16 protein-coding genes are annotated in these 18,353 nt (G+C 53.5%); 8 read left to right on the plus strand and 8 right to left on the minus strand.

The annotated features are described in order from the left end of the window. Positions 1 to 112: 112 nt before the first annotated feature. Positions 113 to 2,422: a tetratricopeptide repeat protein gene (locus H6F94_RS15455; protein WP_190803131.1), complete on the minus strand. Its 2,310-nt coding sequence runs from the start codon at positions 2,420 to 2,422 to the stop codon at positions 113 to 115. Between the two features lie 254 nt (positions 2,423 to 2,676). Next, entirely contained in the window at positions 2,677 to 3,990 is a 1,314-nt protein-coding gene (gene ctpB, locus H6F94_RS15460; RefSeq protein ID WP_190803132.1) for a carboxyl-terminal processing protease CtpB, read from the minus strand. Positions 3,991 to 4,233: 243 nt separating this feature from the next. Between ctpB and H6F94_RS15465 the strand changes: the two genes are divergently transcribed. Continuing rightward, positions 4,234 to 5,208, plus strand: coding sequence for an AEC family transporter (locus tag H6F94_RS15465; RefSeq protein WP_242041209.1), 975 nt, complete (start codon positions 4,234 to 4,236; stop codon positions 5,206 to 5,208). Here H6F94_RS15465 and queA read toward each other — a convergent pair. Then, positions 5,205 to 6,311 (minus strand): tRNA preQ1(34) S-adenosylmethionine ribosyltransferase-isomerase QueA, encoded by a 1,107-nt coding sequence (gene queA / locus H6F94_RS15470; protein ID WP_190803133.1) that lies wholly within the window; start codon positions 6,309 to 6,311, stop codon positions 5,205 to 5,207. The two genes, H6F94_RS15465 and queA, sit on opposite strands and share 4 nt — an antisense overlap. Before the next feature lie 175 nt (positions 6,312 to 6,486). On the opposite strand from queA, the gene H6F94_RS15475 reads away from it, so the two are divergent. The 4 genes from H6F94_RS15475 (at position 6,487) to H6F94_RS15490 (ending at position 9,329) form a co-directional block, all read left to right on the plus strand. Next, positions 6,487 to 6,876, plus strand: a complete 390-nt coding sequence (locus H6F94_RS15475) for a hypothetical protein (protein ID WP_190803134.1) — start codon at positions 6,487 to 6,489, stop codon at positions 6,874 to 6,876. Positions 6,877 to 6,964: 88 nt separating this feature from the next. After that, positions 6,965 to 7,645, plus strand: a complete 681-nt coding sequence (locus H6F94_RS15480) for a response regulator transcription factor (RefSeq protein WP_190803135.1) — start codon at positions 6,965 to 6,967, stop codon at positions 7,643 to 7,645. A gap of 134 nt (positions 7,646 to 7,779) precedes the next feature. Then, positions 7,780 to 8,646, plus strand: a complete 867-nt coding sequence (purU, locus tag H6F94_RS15485) for a formyltetrahydrofolate deformylase (RefSeq protein ID WP_199320448.1) — start codon at positions 7,780 to 7,782, stop codon at positions 8,644 to 8,646. 194 nt (positions 8,647 to 8,840) lie between these two features. Beyond that, positions 8,841 to 9,329, plus strand: a complete 489-nt coding sequence (locus tag H6F94_RS15490) for a hypothetical protein (protein WP_190803136.1) — start codon at positions 8,841 to 8,843, stop codon at positions 9,327 to 9,329. Positions 9,330 to 9,385: 56 nt separating this feature from the next. Here the strand turns inward: H6F94_RS15490 and H6F94_RS15495 are convergent, their stop codons facing one another. Next, positions 9,386 to 10,051, minus strand: coding sequence for a lysophospholipid acyltransferase family protein (locus H6F94_RS15495; protein WP_190803137.1), 666 nt, complete (start codon positions 10,049 to 10,051; stop codon positions 9,386 to 9,388). Positions 10,052 to 10,116: 65 nt separating this feature from the next. Continuing rightward, positions 10,117 to 13,101 carry an aminomethyl-transferring glycine dehydrogenase gene (gene gcvP / locus H6F94_RS15500; RefSeq protein ID WP_190803138.1) on the minus strand — a complete coding sequence of 995 codons (2,985 nt, stop codon included), beginning with the start codon at positions 13,099 to 13,101 and terminating at the stop codon, positions 10,117 to 10,119. A gap of 121 nt (positions 13,102 to 13,222) precedes the next feature. Here gcvP and H6F94_RS33265 point away from each other — a divergent pair, with 121 nt between their 5' ends. After that, positions 13,223 to 13,567: a cupin domain-containing protein gene (locus tag H6F94_RS33265; protein ID WP_190803139.1), complete on the plus strand. Its 345-nt coding sequence runs from the start codon at positions 13,223 to 13,225 to the stop codon at positions 13,565 to 13,567. Between the two features lie 430 nt (positions 13,568 to 13,997). Beyond that, on the plus strand, positions 13,998 to 14,528 hold the full coding sequence (locus H6F94_RS15510; RefSeq protein WP_190803140.1) for a hypothetical protein: 531 nt from the start codon (positions 13,998 to 14,000) through the stop codon (positions 14,526 to 14,528). 185 nt (positions 14,529 to 14,713) lie between these two features. Here H6F94_RS15510 and H6F94_RS15515 read toward each other — a convergent pair whose 3' ends face one another. Continuing rightward, entirely contained in the window at positions 14,714 to 15,118 is a 405-nt protein-coding gene (locus H6F94_RS15515; RefSeq protein ID WP_190803141.1) for a fasciclin domain-containing protein, read from the minus strand. A 479-nt stretch (positions 15,119 to 15,597) separates the two neighbouring features. Here H6F94_RS15515 and H6F94_RS15520 point away from each other — a divergent pair, with 479 nt between their 5' ends. After that, the gene (locus H6F94_RS15520; RefSeq protein ID WP_190803142.1) at positions 15,598 to 16,683 is read left to right on the plus strand and encodes a Rieske 2Fe-2S domain-containing protein; all 1,086 of its coding nucleotides are present in this window, start codon (positions 15,598 to 15,600) and stop codon (positions 16,681 to 16,683) included. 118 nt (positions 16,684 to 16,801) lie between these two features. Here the strand turns inward: H6F94_RS15520 and H6F94_RS15525 are convergent, their stop codons facing one another. Both H6F94_RS15525 and H6F94_RS15530 read right to left on the minus strand, forming a co-directional pair. Then, complete coding sequence (locus tag H6F94_RS15525; protein WP_190803143.1) at positions 16,802 to 17,491, minus strand: SDR family NAD(P)-dependent oxidoreductase; 690 nt, start codon at positions 17,489 to 17,491, stop codon at positions 16,802 to 16,804. Between the two features lie 24 nt (positions 17,492 to 17,515). Further along, positions 17,516 to 18,196 (minus strand): NADPH-dependent F420 reductase, encoded by a 681-nt coding sequence (locus H6F94_RS15530; protein WP_190803144.1) that lies wholly within the window; start codon positions 18,194 to 18,196, stop codon positions 17,516 to 17,518. Between the last annotated feature and the right edge of the window lie 157 nt (positions 18,197 to 18,353).

The following is an 18,353-nucleotide window of genomic DNA, read 5'->3' on the forward strand; positions in this document are numbered from 1 at the left end:
AGTCTCCCTTACAACAACAGCAATCGCCTTCCCAGCATACGATCAGACCGGACTGGGTTCGTTTAGTCGGGCCATTGACAAGCTAGATTGACAGGCCAAATGACTGTCACAACTATTCAAACTCACGCTTCCAGCGTTGATAATCGTTGCGTGCGTGGCGCTGCCAAACTGTTGTGTTGTTAGGAATGAGCCGCAGGATATCCACAGCCTTACGGCGATTGCCTGCCCGATACTCTTGGTGGGCGAGGCGCCACATATTAAGCGACCACTGAGAAATCAAGGCCTGTGCTTCTCGACGGTAGGGCCCGTTACTGACTTTGCTCGCTTTCTCTACAGCAGCGCGCAGGGCATAGGGGTCATCCTGTTTAGCCAGTGAGCGGGCTTGGTTCATGGAGACTTGGTCCTCGTTCAGGTTGGGTAGCAGGGCCAAAACTGGATCTTGGTTCTGGTCAAGCGGCAACGGCTGAGGGGGACGGGATGGAGTCTGATTGGGCTGAGCCTTAGAGCGGGCTAGACGACGTTCCGGGCTGCGCTCAGGCTGAGGGGGTGGGCTGAATGAGGGAGTGGCAGCAGTCAACAGCTGCTGCCATTGAATCTGTGTATTCTGAGCAACGGTACGGGCAGCAGTATCCAGGGGAATTTGCTTCGCTAAACGAATCGCATCAGCAACCTTGCCTTGGTCTTGCAAACCTTGGGATATGAACCAGAGTTGCTGCGCGATGCGCTCAATCAATTGACGAGCAACAGGGTAGTGAGGACGGCCCTCAGGCACAGTTCGATTCAGGTAGGCTGCCACTGCGAGTAGCGTGTTTGGGTCGCTGGGGTTTGCAGCCAGACGAGCTTGAGCGGTTTGGATGTGTCGGTAATCGATCTGGCGTTGCTGAAGCGCAGAACGCCAAGTCCGCAGCAACGTCTGAGCCTCTACATAGCGAGGCGAGTTGGGCGGCAACTGTTGCAGGGTAGTGATGGCCTTGCCGAGGTCATCCCGTTTCACACTGGTATCCGCCCGCTGCCAGAGCCGATTTGACCACTCAGCCGTCAGTTTTTCGGCGTCGCGATACAACCCATCCCGGTCTGGCACCTGTTGAACACAGCTAGCCTTCTCAATGGCTTGTTTTAATGCGGTGGGAGTGTCCACCGCAGCTAGCCTTTGGGCCTGCTCGAGAATCGCTCGACGCTCTTGGCTAACTTCTGGCCGCAGCGAGGACAGGTCCAACTCTCCAACAGTGCAACCTTGGTTAGCAACCGCTAATGAGACTAAGGGTGGACTGGGCTGAGCACTGGAGCCAGGGGGCGTGGCTGAGGGAGCTGGGACTGATGGCTTTCGGGTTAATAGCAGCAGACTAGCACCGACCAGCACCGATACACCCGCTAAGGCCAAGCCGATATAACGTGGCGGCAGGCGCAATCGTTCTTCACGCAAGCCAGGCTCTAGGAGCGGACGGATTGGGCTAACCTCAGGCCTGAGTAATGTTTCAGAGGGAGACCGTTGAGATACCTTGTCTGAACCTGGCTCGTCTGAGTCCGGTTCTACGAGGTCTTTCGCTACTGCCCCTTCTGCTCGCTGATTCCTATCTGAAGGGGCTTCTAGCTTTTCTTGAGCCTGTTGCAGCACCCTTAACACTTCAGGTTGGCCAGGAAAGAGGGCCAGGAGCGCATTGGCTTCGATAATCGCCGCCTTCCACTGTCCCCGCGCGGCTAGGGTCCTGAGACGGGGGAGTAAAGCCAGTGCTTGCTCATCTTGCTGTTGCTGAGTGGTAGCTTTGTCCAACAGAGCCCGAGCGCGGGCCTGCCAACTGACCTCATGTAACAGCAGCAAAACCCGTTCGCGCACCTTGTCAAAGGCACGCTGTTCGAAAGCCTCACAGGCTAGACCGTATTCTCGTTTTAGAACCTGAGCTTGCTCAATTGCTGTTTGTAGCGCGATGGCTCGTGCGGAGCATTCCAACCCTTCAGGCACTTTCTGGACCTGGGCAAGAGCACCTTCTAGATCCTCGTTGCCAAATAGCCGCTCAGCCTCCTGTAGAGCTTGCTGGGCTTGCTCTTTTTGCAGCTGAGCCGCCAAGGACTTCTGAGCCCGTTGCCTGAGGACTTCAGCCTTGCTGGACCAGGGCTCCAAATGAGGAACTGTATCGGCTACTTGTAACGCTGCCTGCCACTGTCCCCGAATCAGCAAGGTTTGAACCTGGTCAAGAGCCTGCTGAGCTTGCTGCTGAGCTTGACGCTCACCCTGCTGAACTTGCTGCTCGTACTGGCATCTCCTCACTTGCTGGAGTAGAGCTAGCGCCTCCGAATGGTCAGCACGTTCATTAAGAATCGCTTGGCCAGCGGCAATGGCGCGGTCGTACTCCTGCTGCTGTAGAGCCATCTTGACTTGGTCCAACAACCTTTGGATCCGGTCCTCGTTTTCATTAAGGTCCATGCTCGTTCAGTTGTGATCTCCAGCCAGCAATACTGTGCCATCTCCCTAAACATATCCAACCTGCACACCGGTTGTCCGGATCAGCAAGTTCAGACGATTAGAGACTTGGCACCAGGTACGATCACCCAAGCCCTGTTGATAACTTGAATGGCACTACAACGACTAGTAGAAATCCTGACACAGTCAGCCTTAGCAAGCAAGGCTACCTCAGCAAAACCAGCAATTTTGCTGAGGTGGTCGAGCAAATGGACTGGTTATAGACCGGCAGTAGGACGTGAAGCCCCAGCCGTCCGACTCAGGTGGGCAATTGCCTGCTTGTACTGAGGATCGATGTTAGTGCCGATGGTGTCAGGATGGGAGGCTAACTCTTGGCGCTGCTCATCAGTCAGACTGATCGCAACATCGGGGGTGATGCCCCGCTGGCTAATATCAGTGCCAGCAGGCGTGTAGTAGTGGGCAATGGTAACGGCCAGCCCTGAACCATCCGACAACGAGTGCACGGACTGGACTAGAGCCTTACCAAAGGTTGGGGTACCAACTACAACAGCGCGGTTGTTGTCTTTGAGAGCACCGGTGACAATTTCGCTGGCACTGGCAGAACCAGCATCGACGAGAACCGCCAAAGGCAGATTGGTCAGGGCAGTGCCATTGGCCCGTGCTTGGTCTGCCTTGCCATTGCGGTCTACGGTGCGCACAATGCCGCCATCATCAATCCACATGCGAGCAACTTCAATGCCACTGCTCAAGAGCCCCCCTGGGTTACCCCGTAGGTCTAGAACAAAGGCATCCACCTTCTGTGCATTCAGGCTTTGAATCGCGGCGCGCATCTGCTCAGCAGCGTGGGCGCTGAACTCATTGAGGCGGATATAACCAACTTTGCGGTCTCCCTCAGTACGCACAGCAGAGCGTACGGCTGGTAAATCGATGCGAGCCCGGGCCAGAGTCAGCTCAAAGGAGGGGCGACCCTGACGCTCTAGCATCAGACGCACCTGAGTATTGGCGCGACCTCGGATTAAGTTAGAGGCGGCCTCTAGAGACATGCCCTCAGTCGTGCGCCCGTCGATTTTGAGAATGCGGTCACCGGCCTGCACCCCTGCACGCAGGGCGGGTGAATTCTCAATCGGCTCCACTACGGTTAGCGCCTTTGTCTTCTCGTTCAGCTCCAAGCGAATTCCAACACCCGTTAGCTCTCCGGAAGTCTGGGTTGTCAGGGCCTGGAACTGCTGAGGATCTAGAAAACGGGTGTAGGGGTCGTCCAGGCGCTTCAGCGCATCCCGCAGGGCCGTATAAGCGTCTGCCCGACTGCTGTAGCGACGTGAGATCAGATCGCGCCGCACCTGCTGCCAGTCCACCCGATTGAACTGGGGATCGACATACTCGCGGTTGACAATCTGCCAGGCTTCATCAACGACGGTTTTAGGGCTATCTTGCAGAGCAGCCTCAACTGTACCGGTCAGGGTCGGACTTACCACCAAGGCAACAGCCGTGGTAAGCGCCAGCGCGCCCCCAGACAAGGCAGCAGACAGTAGACCAAGATGCAGGGAGCGGCGGCAATTCGGTTGTGTCATGGAGCTCAGGAGAAAGTTACGAGGAGAACTAGAAACGCAACGATGTGAAAGCGAATTTTGCTAAGAACCCATCTCTTCGCATTGACAGAGTGCTGCTCAGGATCCTGCCTCAAGCAGGCGGCCAGCAGGAGAACCCTTCACGCAATTTTTACAATCATAATGAGTCTGCTGGGCGGTGCTGTGATTTCCTTGTGCCAGCTCTATGGAGAAGTGGTGACTTTCACAACTCCAGGAGGGTAGGGCTTGCGCACATTATCGGCAGAGGCCGCCGTATCTTTGCTGACCCTCTACGGCCAACTCATCGGTTGGACCTTATTGGGCGTGGTCTTAGGCAAGCGGGTTCCTAAGTGGTTGCCGCTCAACATGGGGCGTTTTTTGTATTGGGTCGGTGTGCCATTTGGGGTATTTGGCTGGCTGCGGCAGGCCGACTTGAGCGGTCCCGTCTGGCTTGCCGCCCTGATGGCCTGGGGTGGCGTCGGCATCGGCGCAGCTCTAGCCAAGCTTTGGCTAAATCGTAGTCAGGACCAGCCGCACCAGCAGTTGCAGCAGCCTGCAGCTCAGGGCAGTTTTTTCCTGGCGTCAATGTTTGGCAACACAGGCTACATTGGCTTCCCCGTAGTCTTAGCCCTCTGTGGCCTTGATGCATTTGGCTGGGCAGTGTTCTACGACCTGCTTGGGACAACAGTGGGAGCCTATGGTCTGGGGGTCGGGTTAGCGGCCCATTTTCGGAGGGCTCACCAACAGCAAATGAGCGAGAAGCAGACTATCGCTCTACAAACCCTACTAGAACCTATCCTTTACAACCCTACGCCTTGGTGTTTCACGCTGGCTCTGGTCTCACGCCCCTTGGCACTGCCCAGTTGGTTGGAGACGGGATTGCAACAGTTTGCCTGGGGCATGATTCCACTGTCTCTGATTCTGCTAGGAATGCGGTTGGTCCAGGTTTCCTCCTGGCACAGTCTAGACTCGGCTCTGCCTGCCATTGGCATCAAGCTGCTGCTGGTACCCCTGCTGGTAGGAGCGGTGAGTACGCTCGTGGGACTGACTGGTCTCCCTAGGCTGACTGTAGTGCTACAGGCTGCCATGCCCCCTGCCTTCGCCACCCTGGTCCTCGCTGAGACCTATGATCTTGATCGGACTCTAACGGTCACAGCTCTATCTGTAGGCTCGATGGGAGTGCTTTTGACGCTGCCCTTGTGGCTGATGCTGTTTGGTTAGAGGATCAGCATGGCATCGCCAAAGGAATAGAAGCGATAGCGCTGCTGAATGGCTTCGGTGTAGAGCTGTAGTAGGCGCTCCCTGCTAATGAGGGCACTGACCAGCATTAGCAGGCTAGAGCGGGGCAAATGGAAGTTGGTGATTAAGCCGTCGAGAACTTGCCAGCGATAGCCGGGGTAGATAAACAGGTTGGTCTTGCCCTGGTAAGGCTGTAGGGAACCCGCTTGCGCAGCACTTTCCAAGGCACGGGCAACAGTGGTGCCTACGGCGATGACCCGGCCCCCGGCCCGACGAGTTTGCGCAATCAGATCGACAGTGGGTTGCCCGACTTCGATCCACTCGCTGTGCATCTTGTGACTGCGCACATCATCCACTTCTACAGGTCGAAAGGTACCGACCCCAACATGTAGCGTTATGAAGCCGTGCTGAATGCCCTTCAAACGCAAGCTCTCCAGCAGCTCGGGCGTGAAGTGGAGCCCTGCAGTTGGTGCGGCCACTGCACCCAGGCGTTCTGCATAGACCGTCTGATACTGCTCGGGAGTGGCCTGAGACTGGGTTACGTAGGGGGGTAATGGCACTTGCCCCAGTTGATCCAAGCGTGACCAGAGGGATTCACCGGGGGGCAGGTCAAACTCGATCAGCCGTCCTCCAATTTCTGGTAGCGTGGCCAGCACTTTAGCCCCAACTACCGGGCCAGGAGCGCTGCCACAAACCAACCGGCTTCCCACGCCCAGTCGTCGCCCTGGCTTCACCAGAGCATGCCACTGGTTGGCTGCCACTTCTTCTAGGAGTAGTAGCTCCACAGGCGCTCCCGGCTGACCGCTGACCGGATGGCACTTGTGTCCATAGAGGCGAGCTGGAATGACCCGCGTGTTGTTCAGAACTAGACAATCCCCGGGACGCAGCAGCCCTGGTAAATCTCTGAAGCTGCGGTGCTCATGACAGTCTGGATGAACCACCAACAGCCGCGAGCTATCGCGAGGCACCACTGGATTTTGGGCAATAAGTTCCTCAGGCAGTAAGTAGTCATAGCTACTCAGATGCTGATCACAGGCTGACTCAGATTGCAGGGGCAGCGCACTCTCATTTTGAAGATCAGACATGGGCGGTCAGAGAGCTGAACATCAGAAATTCAGAGCTATTTGGGCTCAATACTAAAGAGAATCTATAAAGATGGGGAGATATCCCCAGCAACTGTCGTGCTTCTCCCCTACTAGTGCACAGCGAACTCCGTGAAAATAACGATACAGAGCGAACCAGCTCGGGGGAATAGCAGAGATGAGTTACCTGTATCACCTAGCCAACGCAAGCCTTGTGCTTCGCTTAGTTGAGTATCTGCACCAGAACGCCCGTTTGAGTGTCCGCTTCATGAGCGTGATTCATCAGGTTGATGGCTGGGTCGTCCACATCCGCTTCAATCAAGATCTCACAGTGCAGAGGGACGGAGACTTCCGGGCCCTACTTAACGAACTAGGAATTCCCTGTCAACCCAGCCCCCGGCTGCAAATGGCTCTCTGGGCTCTGGAAGTTGGGCAGTCCCCGGTGAATGTGATGCGCCAGTACCAGATCGCTGTAGTTTCCCACGGTCAGGTAGACCGGCAGGAAATCGAAGAGTTCCGCAAGCAGTTTGTTCAGGGCTTAGGCTACTGTCCCGAGACGTTAGCCTAGCATCCGCGAGAGCGGTCAAGAATCGACGCAGCATTAAAGATAGTTATAGGATGTGGGGTGTGTCCCGCATCCTTTGTCACGATAGGCCATGCCTCTGACCATCCTTGTCGTCGATGATGAGCCAGGAATTCGTCTCTCCATCAGCGACTATTTAGAGCTGTGCGGCTACAGCACACTCACCGCCACCAACGGTGAGGAGGGGTTGGCAATGGCAGAAAAGGCTAGCCCGAATTTGATTGTGACCGACATTGTGATGCCTCGGCTAGATGGCTACGAATTCGTTCGACGGGTTCGCCGACTGCCAGCGTTTCGTTTAATTCCGGTGGTCTTTCTGACCGCTAAAACCCAAACTCACGAGCGGATTAAAGGCTATCAACTAGGTTGTGATGCCTATTTGCCTAAACCGTTCGAGTTGGAAGAGGTTGCTGCCGTTGTGCGTAACCTACTAGACCGGACGCAGTTGTTCCAGACAGAATTGCTCACCCGCACTACTACGCCGGGCACCAATCACTCCGGTTCAACGGATGTTAAAACCGAGGAGAATGCCGACCGTAAACCCGTGTCGGTCCTGAGTTTTACCTTGACTAACCGTGAGCAGGAAGTCCTGCGGCTGCTGGCGGAAGGGCAATCTAACGCTCAAATTGGGGAGCGCTTGCACCTCAGCCCCCGCACCATTGAGAAATATGTCAGCAGCCTGCTGAGTAAAAGCAACACCAGCAATCGAGCCGAACTGGTACGCTTTGCGCTGGAGCATCATCTGGCGAGTTAGCAGCCCCTTAGGTTTACCCGTTAATGCTAGCTGATCGGATCCCGCCAGCCAGCGCTTGTCAGTGAGCCTACCAACTGGCCTTTACCAATCAGCCTTTGCCAATCAGCCTTTGAAATAGATTCCAAGCCCTGAATATGACTCGTGTAATTGATGGCCCAACGGCTATCCTTTTGATTTCTTGCCCTGATCAACGCGGCTTAGTCGCTAAGATTGCTGACTTTATCTATTCGCACAGCGGCAATGTCGTCCATGCCGACCAGCACACAGATTTCTCTGCCGGTTTGTTCCTCATGCGGATTGAGTGGCAACTCACCGGCTTTGAATTGGCCCGAGAGGAAATCGCCGCTGCTTTTGCGCCATTGGCTGAAGCAATTCAAGCGACTTGGCAACTGCATTTTTCGGATACGGTTCGCCGCATTGCTATCTGGGTAACCAAGCAGGACCACTGTCTTTACGACTTGATTTTGCGCCAACGCTCTGGGGAGTTTCAAGCTGAGATTCCAGTGATTCTCAGTAACCATCCTCACCTATCAACCGTTGCCCACAATTTTGGCATTAATTACCATCACATTCCGATTAACCCCGAGAACAAAGAAGCTCAAGAACAAGCTCAATTGGCACTCCTAAAGCAGTACCAGATTGACCTGGTGGTGTTGGCAAAGTACATGCAAGTACTCAGCTCTGAGTTCATCGGACAATTTTCCAATATCATCAACATTCATCACTCATTTTTGCCTGCTTTTGCTGGCGCAAACCCCTATCAGCGAGCCTATGATCGCGGCGTGAAGATCATTGGTGCTACAGGTCATTACGTCACAGCTGAACTCGACGCTGGCCCCATTATCGAACAAGATGTCGTCCGAGTTAGTCACCGCGATTCGGTGCAAGATCTGATCCGTAAGGGCAAGGATCTAGAACGCGTTGTGCTGGCCCGTGCTGTGCGCTTGCATCTACAAAATCGGGTGCTGGTATATGGCAACCGCACGGTGGTTTTTGACTAAATCACTTGAATGATCGCTTGAATTAATATCTAAGTTCCAAAATCGAATGAAGCTATTCCTGATCGGGCTCGATTGGAACGAACTAGGTTAATGGTAGGGGCATCAGGGCAAGAAGTTTGCGCAAAGACGCATTCGGCCCAGGCTTCGCTCTCGCTACAATGCTGGCAACTAGTTTGACTTTTAACCAACCAGCCATGAGTGCCTCTTCAGAACCCCCCAAAGGCTTTAAGATCACCATCGTGCAAGGCATCATTGGTGCCTGCTCTTTGGCTGGTACAACCGCAATCCCTTTATTGGTTCAGCGCTACCTGCCACCGGCCCCGGCTCCAGTCGTGAGCCCTGCCCAGATGGCTCCCACTCAGGCCCAACCACCAGCACCAACCCAAGCGCAATCGACAGTTGCCCCCACCCAAGACCAACCAGCTCTAGGTCAAGTCGCAACGCCTCAACTTGACCCTAACAATTCGGGCATGATTCAAGGCCAAGTCGAGATGACAACAACTCAGCTTGACCCCAATAGCCCTAATATGCCTAGTAATCCAAATGTGCAAGGCCAGATCGAGGTTATTCAACTCGACCCTAGCAGCCAGGAGGCTCTGAGGCTGGAGGGTGAGGCGGAAGAAAACCGTCAGGGCAAGAAAGGCAGGAAGAGAGACCGCAGAGAAGATGACAACGATGACTAAGCGTAGCGCCAGCCTAAAATAACCTCTGTCTCAGAACCATTGGCTTCAAGGTGGGATCAAGACGGACTAATTTCAGCCAACGCAGCTCTCAGGTTTTGCTCCAACACCGCTGTTAGTTTTGAACCGGTCGATTTCTCGTCTCCAGCTGAGTAGTCGCTGCTGTAGAGCGGTGGGCAGATTCTCATGCGAACTTTTGCCCTGAAGACCGAATTGGGCTCATAGCTCAAGGCGATAGGCACAATGGGGATGCTCAAATCAGGTTTATCTGCTTCCACTTGCAGCACCAGCCTTGCCAGACCTGTCTTAAGAGGGCGTAGCAGCTGATCACGGACGACGCCCCCTTCTGGAAAAATCACTAGCTTCTGACCCTCGCGTAACAGTTCCACAGCATATTTGAGGCTGGAAACCTGAGGGCGGTTAACGTTAACAGGAAATGCCCCCACCCGACTAATTACCCAACCCTGTACGCCTTTAAACTGCGAGAGCATGGTCATATAGTGCAGGGGCTCTCGGTATAAAGTGCTAACCAAAAGCGGATCCCAGCGACTGAAATGTTTAGGAGCTAGCACCACCGCACCCTTCTGCGGCAAATACTCCTGCCCAGTGACTTTGATCTCACTAAAGTACAGAGGCATCCCTACCCGGAGACTCGAAGCCAACGGCCAGTACAACCAGGGCACGATTTCAGAATGAACAGGCTGGGACTTCGCTAAGGCAGACATGAATTGACGGTGCAAGCACGCAAGTATCCACGTATTATGGCTAACTTGCGTGCTCAGAACCTCTGCTAGTGGATAGCGTAAGCTTCCATGGGTGGGCAGGTACAGACCAAGTTACGGTCGCCGTAGGCATTGTCAATTCGGCTCACCGTAGGCCAGAACTTGTGCTCCCGCGTCCAGGGGGCTGGATAGGCAGCTTGCTCACGACTGTATGAGTGATTCCAGGTATCAGACAGTAGAGTCTCGGCCGTATGGGGCGCGTTTTTGAGCGGATTGTCCTGACGGTCGGCTTGCCCCAACTCAATGGCTTCGATCTCGCGGCGGATTGCAATCATGGCGTCGCAGAAGCGGTCTAGTTCGGCTTTGGATTCGCTCTCCGTCGGCTCGACCATGATTGTGCCAGCCACGGGCCAGGAAACCGTGGGCGCGTGGAAGCCGTAATCTATCAAGCGTTTAGCGATATCGTCTACCTCAATCCCAGCCGTGGTTTTAAAGCGGCGCAGATCTAGAATGCACTCGTGGGCAACCCACCCGTTCTTACCCTTGTAGAGCACAGGGTAGTAAGGCTCTAGGCGACGGGCGATGTAGTTGGCATTGAGGATTGCCATTTGGCTGGCCTGCGTCAGACCCTGGGCTCCCATTAACACAATGTAAACCCAAGAAATCGGCAGGATGCTGGCGCTACCCCAGGGTGCAGCAGCAATGGCACCAATGCCTTGTTCGCCCCCTGTATGCACCAGAGGATGACGGGGCAAGAAGGGCACCAGATGGGAAGCCACGCCAATTGGTCCCATACCGGGACCGCCACCGCCGTGGGGAATGCAGAAGGTCTTGTGCAGGTTTAAGTGGCAGACATCAGCCCCGAAATCACCAGGCCGGCAGAGACCCACTTGCGCATTGAGATTGGCTCCATCCATGTAGACCTGGCCACCGGCAGCATGGACGATCTCACAGATTTCAGTGATGCCCTCTTCAAACACGCCGTGGGTAGAGGGGTAGGTGACCATCAAGGCGGCCAGTTCGTTACGATGAGCATCGGCCTTGGCCTTGAGGTCAGCAATGTCAACGTTGCCATTAGCGTCACAGGCAACCGGCACAACTTTCATGCCTGCCATCACCGCACTGGCAGGATTAGTGCCATGCGCAGACTGGGGAATCAGGCAGACTTGGCGATGAGCCTCACCCCGGCTCTGGTGATATTGGCGAATCACGAGCAGACCGGAATACTCACCCTGAGAACCTGCGTTCGGTTGGAGCGAAATCGCCGCAAAGCCAGTAATTTCTGCCAGCATCGCCTGGAGTTCGCGGAACAGAGTTTGATAGCCCTGAGTTTGCGCTAGCGGCACAAAGGGATGGATTTGCCCGAACTCTGGCCAGGTCACCGGCAGCATCTCAGCCGTGGCGTTGAGCTTCATCGTGCAGGAGCCAAGCGGAATCATCGACGTGGTCAGCGAGAGATCCTGGGCTTGCAGGCGATTGATGTAGCGCAGCAGCTCGGTTTCTGAGTGGTAGAGATTGAAGACTGGGTGGGTGAGGTAGGGGCTGGTCCGTTGGCTAGGGAGGCTGGAGGCTAGGAATTGGGGGTCAGCGAGTAGCGATTCGAGGCTGAAGGGGAGGGGCTGATCGCCTGCAAAGATCTCAAACAGGTCGATCAAATCTTGACGGGAGGTCGTTTCATCCAGGGCGATGCCAAGAGTGCCTGGATCGAGCAAACGTAGATTGATCTTGCGAGCTGCTGCCCGGTTCAGGATCTCAGCTGCCTGGTCTGCCCCCACCTCAATGCGGAGCGTGTCAAAAAAAGGCTCTGAACCCAAGCTGTAATTCAGCTGGCGTAATCCTATGGCTAAGAGTGTAGTCAGGCGATGCACGCGCTCAGCGATCCGCCGAATGCCTTGAGGGCCGTGGTAAACGGCGTACATACTTGCCATGACTGCTAGCAAAACCTGGGCTGTGCAGATGTTGCTGGTGGCTTTGTCGCGGCGGATATGCTGTTCGCGAGTTTGCAGCGCCAAACGCAAGGCCGGTTTGCCCTGAGCGTCATTAGAGAGACCAACAATGCGCCCAGGAATCTGCCGTTTATAAGCTTCACGAGTGGCGAAGTAGGCAGCATGAGGACCACCGTAGCCCAGGGGCACACCAAAGCGTTGGGTATTGCCGACGGCAATATCAGCGTCCCATTCACCAGGGGGTTGGAGTAGGGCCAGACTCAGCAAGTCAGCCGCTACAGTAACCAGAGCATCTGCCTGGTGGGCCGCCTGCACAAATTCGCGGTAGTCGTAAATGGCGCCATCGCTGGCAGGATATTGAAGCAGCACACCAAATACGGGTTGGGCAGCAAAATCAAAGCGGCGATGGTCACCGACAATCACCTCAAGACCCAGGGGCAACGCTCGGGTTTGCACAATCTCAATCGTTTGTGGATGGCAGGCCGCGGAGACGAAAAAGGCTTTGCTGCCTGACTTGGCCTTGATGCCGTAGCTCATGCTCATGGCTTCAGCTGCGGCAGTGCCCTCATCGAGCAGTGAGGCATTGGCAATTTCTAGCCCGGTCAGGTCGGTAATCAGGGTCTGGAAGTTGAGCAGAGCTTCCAGGCGACCTTGGGCAATTTCGGCTTGGTAGGGCGTGTACTGGGTGTACCAGCCAGGATTTTCCAGAATGTTGCGCTGGATAACCGCAGGGGTGATGCAGTTGGCGTAGCCCAAACCAATAAACGAGCGAAATACCTGGTTGTGCGAGGCAATGCCTTTTAGCTTGGCCAGGGCTTCAGGTTCACTCAAGCCCTCAGGCAACTCCAATGAGCGTGCCATGCGAATATGGGCAGGAACGACCTGATCGATCAAGGCGTTCAGGCTTGGCAGGCCCAACACCTCCAACATCGGTTGAATCTCCTCAGAGCTGGGACCAATGTGACGCTGCACAAAGGCATCGGTGTAAGCCAGTGGGTCAGTCGAAGGTTCAGTCAAGCCACTAGCGCTGAGGTCAACCGCACCGACTGCGGCTGGGGCTTCAGACTGATTCAACTTCAAGACATTATCGAGGGCAGGCTGAGTCATGGGCGAGGCGGCGAGGGGTGGAAAGCAGTTGGGAGGCCCTTCTCATATTGTTACATTGGCTTTCGGGTAGCGTGTGTAGTGACGTGAGCAGTGTAAATTGACAATCGTTTGGAGGTAGATTGTGGCGAACAAAGTGATTCATCTGGCTGAAGTTGCGCCAGTGCCGGTGACCCACGACCCCCAGTTATTGAAGCGGGTCTTGCTTAAGGACAGCGACACACAGTCCAATCTCAAGATGTTGAATCACACTGCTATGGCAGTAGGGGAATCGTTTCGTTCTCACAGTCACCCAACGATGGAGGAAGTGTTTTACTTCCTAGAAGGTCAAGGCCACTTCAGTCTTGCCGATCAAACACTTAAGGTGGGGCCGGGAGACTGTGTCTATGTTCCCTGCGCAACTAGCCATGCCTGCATTAACGTTGGTGATCAGCCGTTGGTGTTTCTGTCTTTTGGCGTTGCCTTGTAGAGATTGGCCGGATATTAGCTAGATATTAGCTAACATCGGACACAAAACGTAAGCGCCATGAGTATAAGCACTAACAAACAGTGAAGTAGCAGCAACAAATTGGCAATAAATGACCTGGGCGACTTATAACCAAGAGTTGCTCAGATTTCGTGCATTTCCAGACTCTTCTAAAGCATCAGGATAGAAGTAAACAAAGTTTAAAAATCTTCCTGCTCTGGCAGGCTACTTTCCAGATCTGGAAACTTCTAATCAAGCAATCTTTTGGTCTTACGGTTCATGCAACTGGATCAATCTGTCGGGTGAAGTGACTTGCTAAGTCGCGGCATAAAACTAGAAACACAACACTATATTTTGAATTACAAGTGAGCCCTTCGAGCGCTCAAAGGCTCAATCTTCTAACCGCTGTAAGCATAGCAACGAGAACAAACTTATGATTCATCACCTTTCTATTTCTGCTGGCAATCCCCTTCAAGTCGCTCAAGTTCTAGCTGAAATTCTGCAGGGCCAAGTTGCTCCGTTTCCTCCACATCCAGGCAGCTATCTTGTTGCAGCTTGCGATGAATACGGCACCATGATTGAGATTTATCCTATGGGGACTGAGATGAAGCCAGGCCAGGTTGAGGATGAGCAAGCCACATTCACCCAAAATCTTCTTCCCTCATCGTTTACAGCAACTCATGTCGCCTTGTCTGTGCCCGCTAGCCGAGAACAAATCGAGCAGATTGCTGAGCGTGAAGGCTGGCGCGCCCTATATTGCAGCCGCGAGGGCTTCTTTGAGGTTGTTGAACTTTGGATTGAGAACCGGCTGTTGATCGAACTGCTGCCGCCCAGTATTGCACCCTTGTATCTCTCGTTTATGCAACCGCAAAATTTGCAGAAGTTTTTTGCGGCAGACTCGCCGTGGCAGTCTAACTTGCCCAGTAACTCTTACACGGCTAACTCTTGCTTAGTTAACTTTTAAAACTAAGTAGACAATTGAGTAGAGCAGAGTAATAGTTATCCTGCTCTACTCTTGCAAAAACTTCTTGTGAACCCCTGTAGGGGTGCAATGTTTTGTGCCCCTACAGAAAGTCGTCAGATTATCGAGGTGAACTGATCTTAGAAATTGTCATTCAACCTCAACTGTAGAAGATTAGTTATTCAACCTTAGCCTTCCGGAATTAAGACCGCATCAATGATATGAATAACGCCATTTTCTGCCTCGACATCTGGAGTCACAACTTTAGCATCGTTGACCTTGACTCCATCCGAAGCATCAATTTTGAGTGGAATTCCGGCGGCTGTATCCGCTGAGGTGAGTTTGACGACATCAGCAGATGTCACTTTGCCGGAAACAACATGGTACTCCAAAACTTTTCTGAGTTTGGGGATATCTTCTAGCAGTGCTTCTACTGCACCTGACGGTAATTTGGAGAACGCTTCATCGGTTGGGGCGAAAACGGTAAATGGGCCTGGGCCTTTCAGCGCAGTATCAAGCCCTGCGGCTGTGATAGCTGTGACTAAGGTTGCAAAGGAGCCAGCATTGATAGCGGTATCGACGATATCAGGCATTGAAATAATATCTATCCAAAGGTTTGCCTAAAAATATTAAGACGGCTTTGTATTTTTCGATGTCGTCATGCATACAAATAGCGCCACAGCAATAGTCATCAAGCTGGAAAGTCACTACTTTTGGGGGAAGAAAGGCGCTGAAAGACTAGTCAAACATTCGACTCACTTTAGCAGTCCTATTTGGCCTTGCATTGGCTGCCTCCTAATAGCCAAAGAAAACAGCCAAAAAGAGAAGCCTAACCTCTACACATAATTGACTTGAGGCTTATCTAGCATCAAGCAAGTTGACTGCAAGCATTCGATTAGTGACAGAGAGTAGTGCCAAAGAGTTCACAGCGGCCTGAAGTACGGGGGTTGACCCGGCAATTCACTCCTGAAAAATTAGCCTGCAATGAGGGGAGGGAGAGCTCGCCTTGCAGAGTAAGATGACCTCGTGGTAACCCCTCGCTTAGTGGCACTCGCACTAAATCTTGACGCAGATGACCACCCTTGACAGGTCTTTTAGCAACCGGGCAGCGGCAACAGGCGACCAGGCTGTCTTATTGCGCAACCTCTGGTACTATGCCCTCCCCGCTCACCAGCTCAAACCTGGGACGATGCTGGCAAAATCTTTGCTAGGGGAACCAGTGCTCCTAGCTCGTAGCCGGACGGGGAAAGTGTTTGCCTTGCGCGACATCTGCCCTCATCGCGCGGTACCACTCAGTTGCGGCAGGTTCGACGGGCAAGAAGTTGAGTGCTGCTATCACGGCTGGCGTTTCGATTCGACTGGTCGCTGTACGGCCATTCCGTCTCTGACCGACGATCAAGACCTGGATCTAAGCCGCTTTCGGGTCCAGCAATATCCTCTGCGCGAAGTCCAAGGCAACCTTTGGATCTACATGGGAGACGGGACCAAAGACCAGTCACCCGATGAGGCTGAGATTCCTGTCGTTCCCAGCTTCGGCAACCAGCCTCACCAATTGGTTATAACTGCCCACTTCCCCTGCTCTATTGACCATGCGGTAGTGGGGTTGATGGACCCTGCTCACTCACCATTTGTGCATCGGGCTTGGTGGTGGCGCTCAGGCAAAACTCAGGAAGAAGTCAAAACCTTCGATCCCTCGCCCTATGGGTTTACGATGCGGCGGCACAAGATCGAGAACATGGGGCATGGTTATCGGCTGCTGGGTGGTATCCCCGAAACCGAGATTGCCTTTCGTCTACCGGGGGTTCGCATCGAACATATCAGCACAGGCCAGCATACGGTCTGCAACTTGACGACGGTAACGCCGCTTTCAGAAACAGAAACGGAAGTCACCACTAGCTTTTATTGGACGACTCCCTGGTTAACAGCGCTGAAGCCAGTATTGAAGCCTTTAGTGCAGGCATTTCTCAACCAAGATCGAGATGTCGTGGCTAAGCAGCAGGTGGGCTTGAAACACAATCCCGGCTTAATGCTGATCCGCGATGCTGATACGCAGGCGCGTTGGTATTACCAATTGAAGGCAGAGTTTCTCCGAGCAACGGCTGAGGGACGCCCCTTTGTTAACCCAGTCAAGGAACAAGTGCTGCGTTGGCGCGGTTGAACCTTAGAGAAGCTAGAGCCTGGGCTTGCACTGCAAAAACTTTCTCACCTGTCATTCCAGCTCTGTATACCAGTTCTCAGACGAGTAACTGCTATCGTTGCTCTCTAAAAATTGCTTTCTAAAAATTCTCGACCCAGGGTCGCAGTTCGATTTCCCAAGTCCAGGCACTTCGGGGCTGGCGCAGAATATTGAGATAAGTCTGAGCGATTGCATCAGGATCGAGCATGCTGTCGGGTCGGTTGGTTGGCTCTTGGCGTTCTGAGGAGCGAATTGTGCCATCAATGATGAAATGAGCAACATGAATATTCTTGGGGGCTAGTTCGCGAGCAATACTTTGAGCCAGCCCACGCAGCGCAAATTTTCCCATTGCAAAGGGAGCAGACTTGGCATACCCCTTGACGCTGGCTGAAGCACCCGTAAAGAAAATAGCGCCACCTCCGTGATTCAACATTCGTTTTGCCGCTGCTTGTGCAACCAGAAAGCCACCATAGGCGGTGACGTTTAGAGCTTTTTCAACATCAGATGGATCCAGCTCAATGAGGGGAGCGCTGACCCGAAAGCTTGGGTTATAAACGACAACTGTCGGCAGTCCCAAACGGCTTTCGACATCGGTAAATAACTGCTCTACTTGCGTTGGAACAGAGGCATCACAAGCGAAACTGACCGCTCCAATCTCCTGGCAAAGGGTGCTGAGTTTCTCAATTTGACGAGCAGCCAAAGCAACAGTCATGCCCTCAGCCTTAAACAGACGGGCTAAAGAGGCACTCAGTCCACTCCCGGCTCCGACAATCAACGCTGTTGTTGGCATTTTCAATTCCTTGTTATCTCAGGATTACTTCAAGCTAGAAGGTTGCCGACCCCCAAGCCGTTGGCCCTGAGCTGCGGGCAGTTGGTTCACCGAAATTGTGGCGTAGGGTCCTAGCTTCATCCCGCCCATCATGAAGCGGATAAAGTCGGCTAACCCTTCAATCAAGCGCGCAGTTTGTAAGGGTCCACAGTCAACTGGCGTCAAGCCAATATCCTCAGCGAGTGCCATTACAGTTTGCCTAGCTTGCTCATCGTCACCACAGATAAAACAAGAGACTTGATGATCCTTGAGGGGTGTAGGCGAGAGTTCGTAGAGTTCTTGGGCTTGAGTATTAAAAGCTTTGATCACATGAACGTTGGGGACATCTGCTGCAACCTTTTCAGCCAAAGATTCCACAATCGGCTCGTAGGCGTAACCCTCTGGGATGTCCCAATTATTGCAATCTATCAAGATCTTTCCTGCTAAAACCTGGGTTGAAGCAAGCACAGCGGAGGGCAGAATTCCACGCACGGTGTATAGGATGACATCGCCAAAAGCGGCGGCTTGATCGTTAGTACCCCCTTGAATACTGTGTCCTGCTGACTCAGCAATCGCTTTCCCTTTTTGCTCATCGCGGGAACCGAAAAATACTTCATGTCCTTGCTCAGCCCAGACAATGCCCAGCGAGCGACCCATATTCCCGGTTCCGATAATGCCAATTTTCATTGTGGTTACACTTTGCTGTTTACTAATAGATTCTTGACTTTGATCTGGCTCAGAGAAGCTAAGGACACGTTTGCAAGGTTCTCTTCAGTTGTGGATCAGTGTGGGTCAGCGCAAATCAGCCGTGGCTCACTCGTGACTCAGTTGTGAGATCAGTTTT

Origin of the sequence: Leptolyngbya sp. FACHB-261 (genome assembly GCF_014696065.1) — a bacterium.
In the GTDB taxonomy this organism is placed as follows: domain Bacteria; phylum Cyanobacteriota; class Cyanobacteriia; order FACHB-261; family FACHB-261; genus FACHB-261.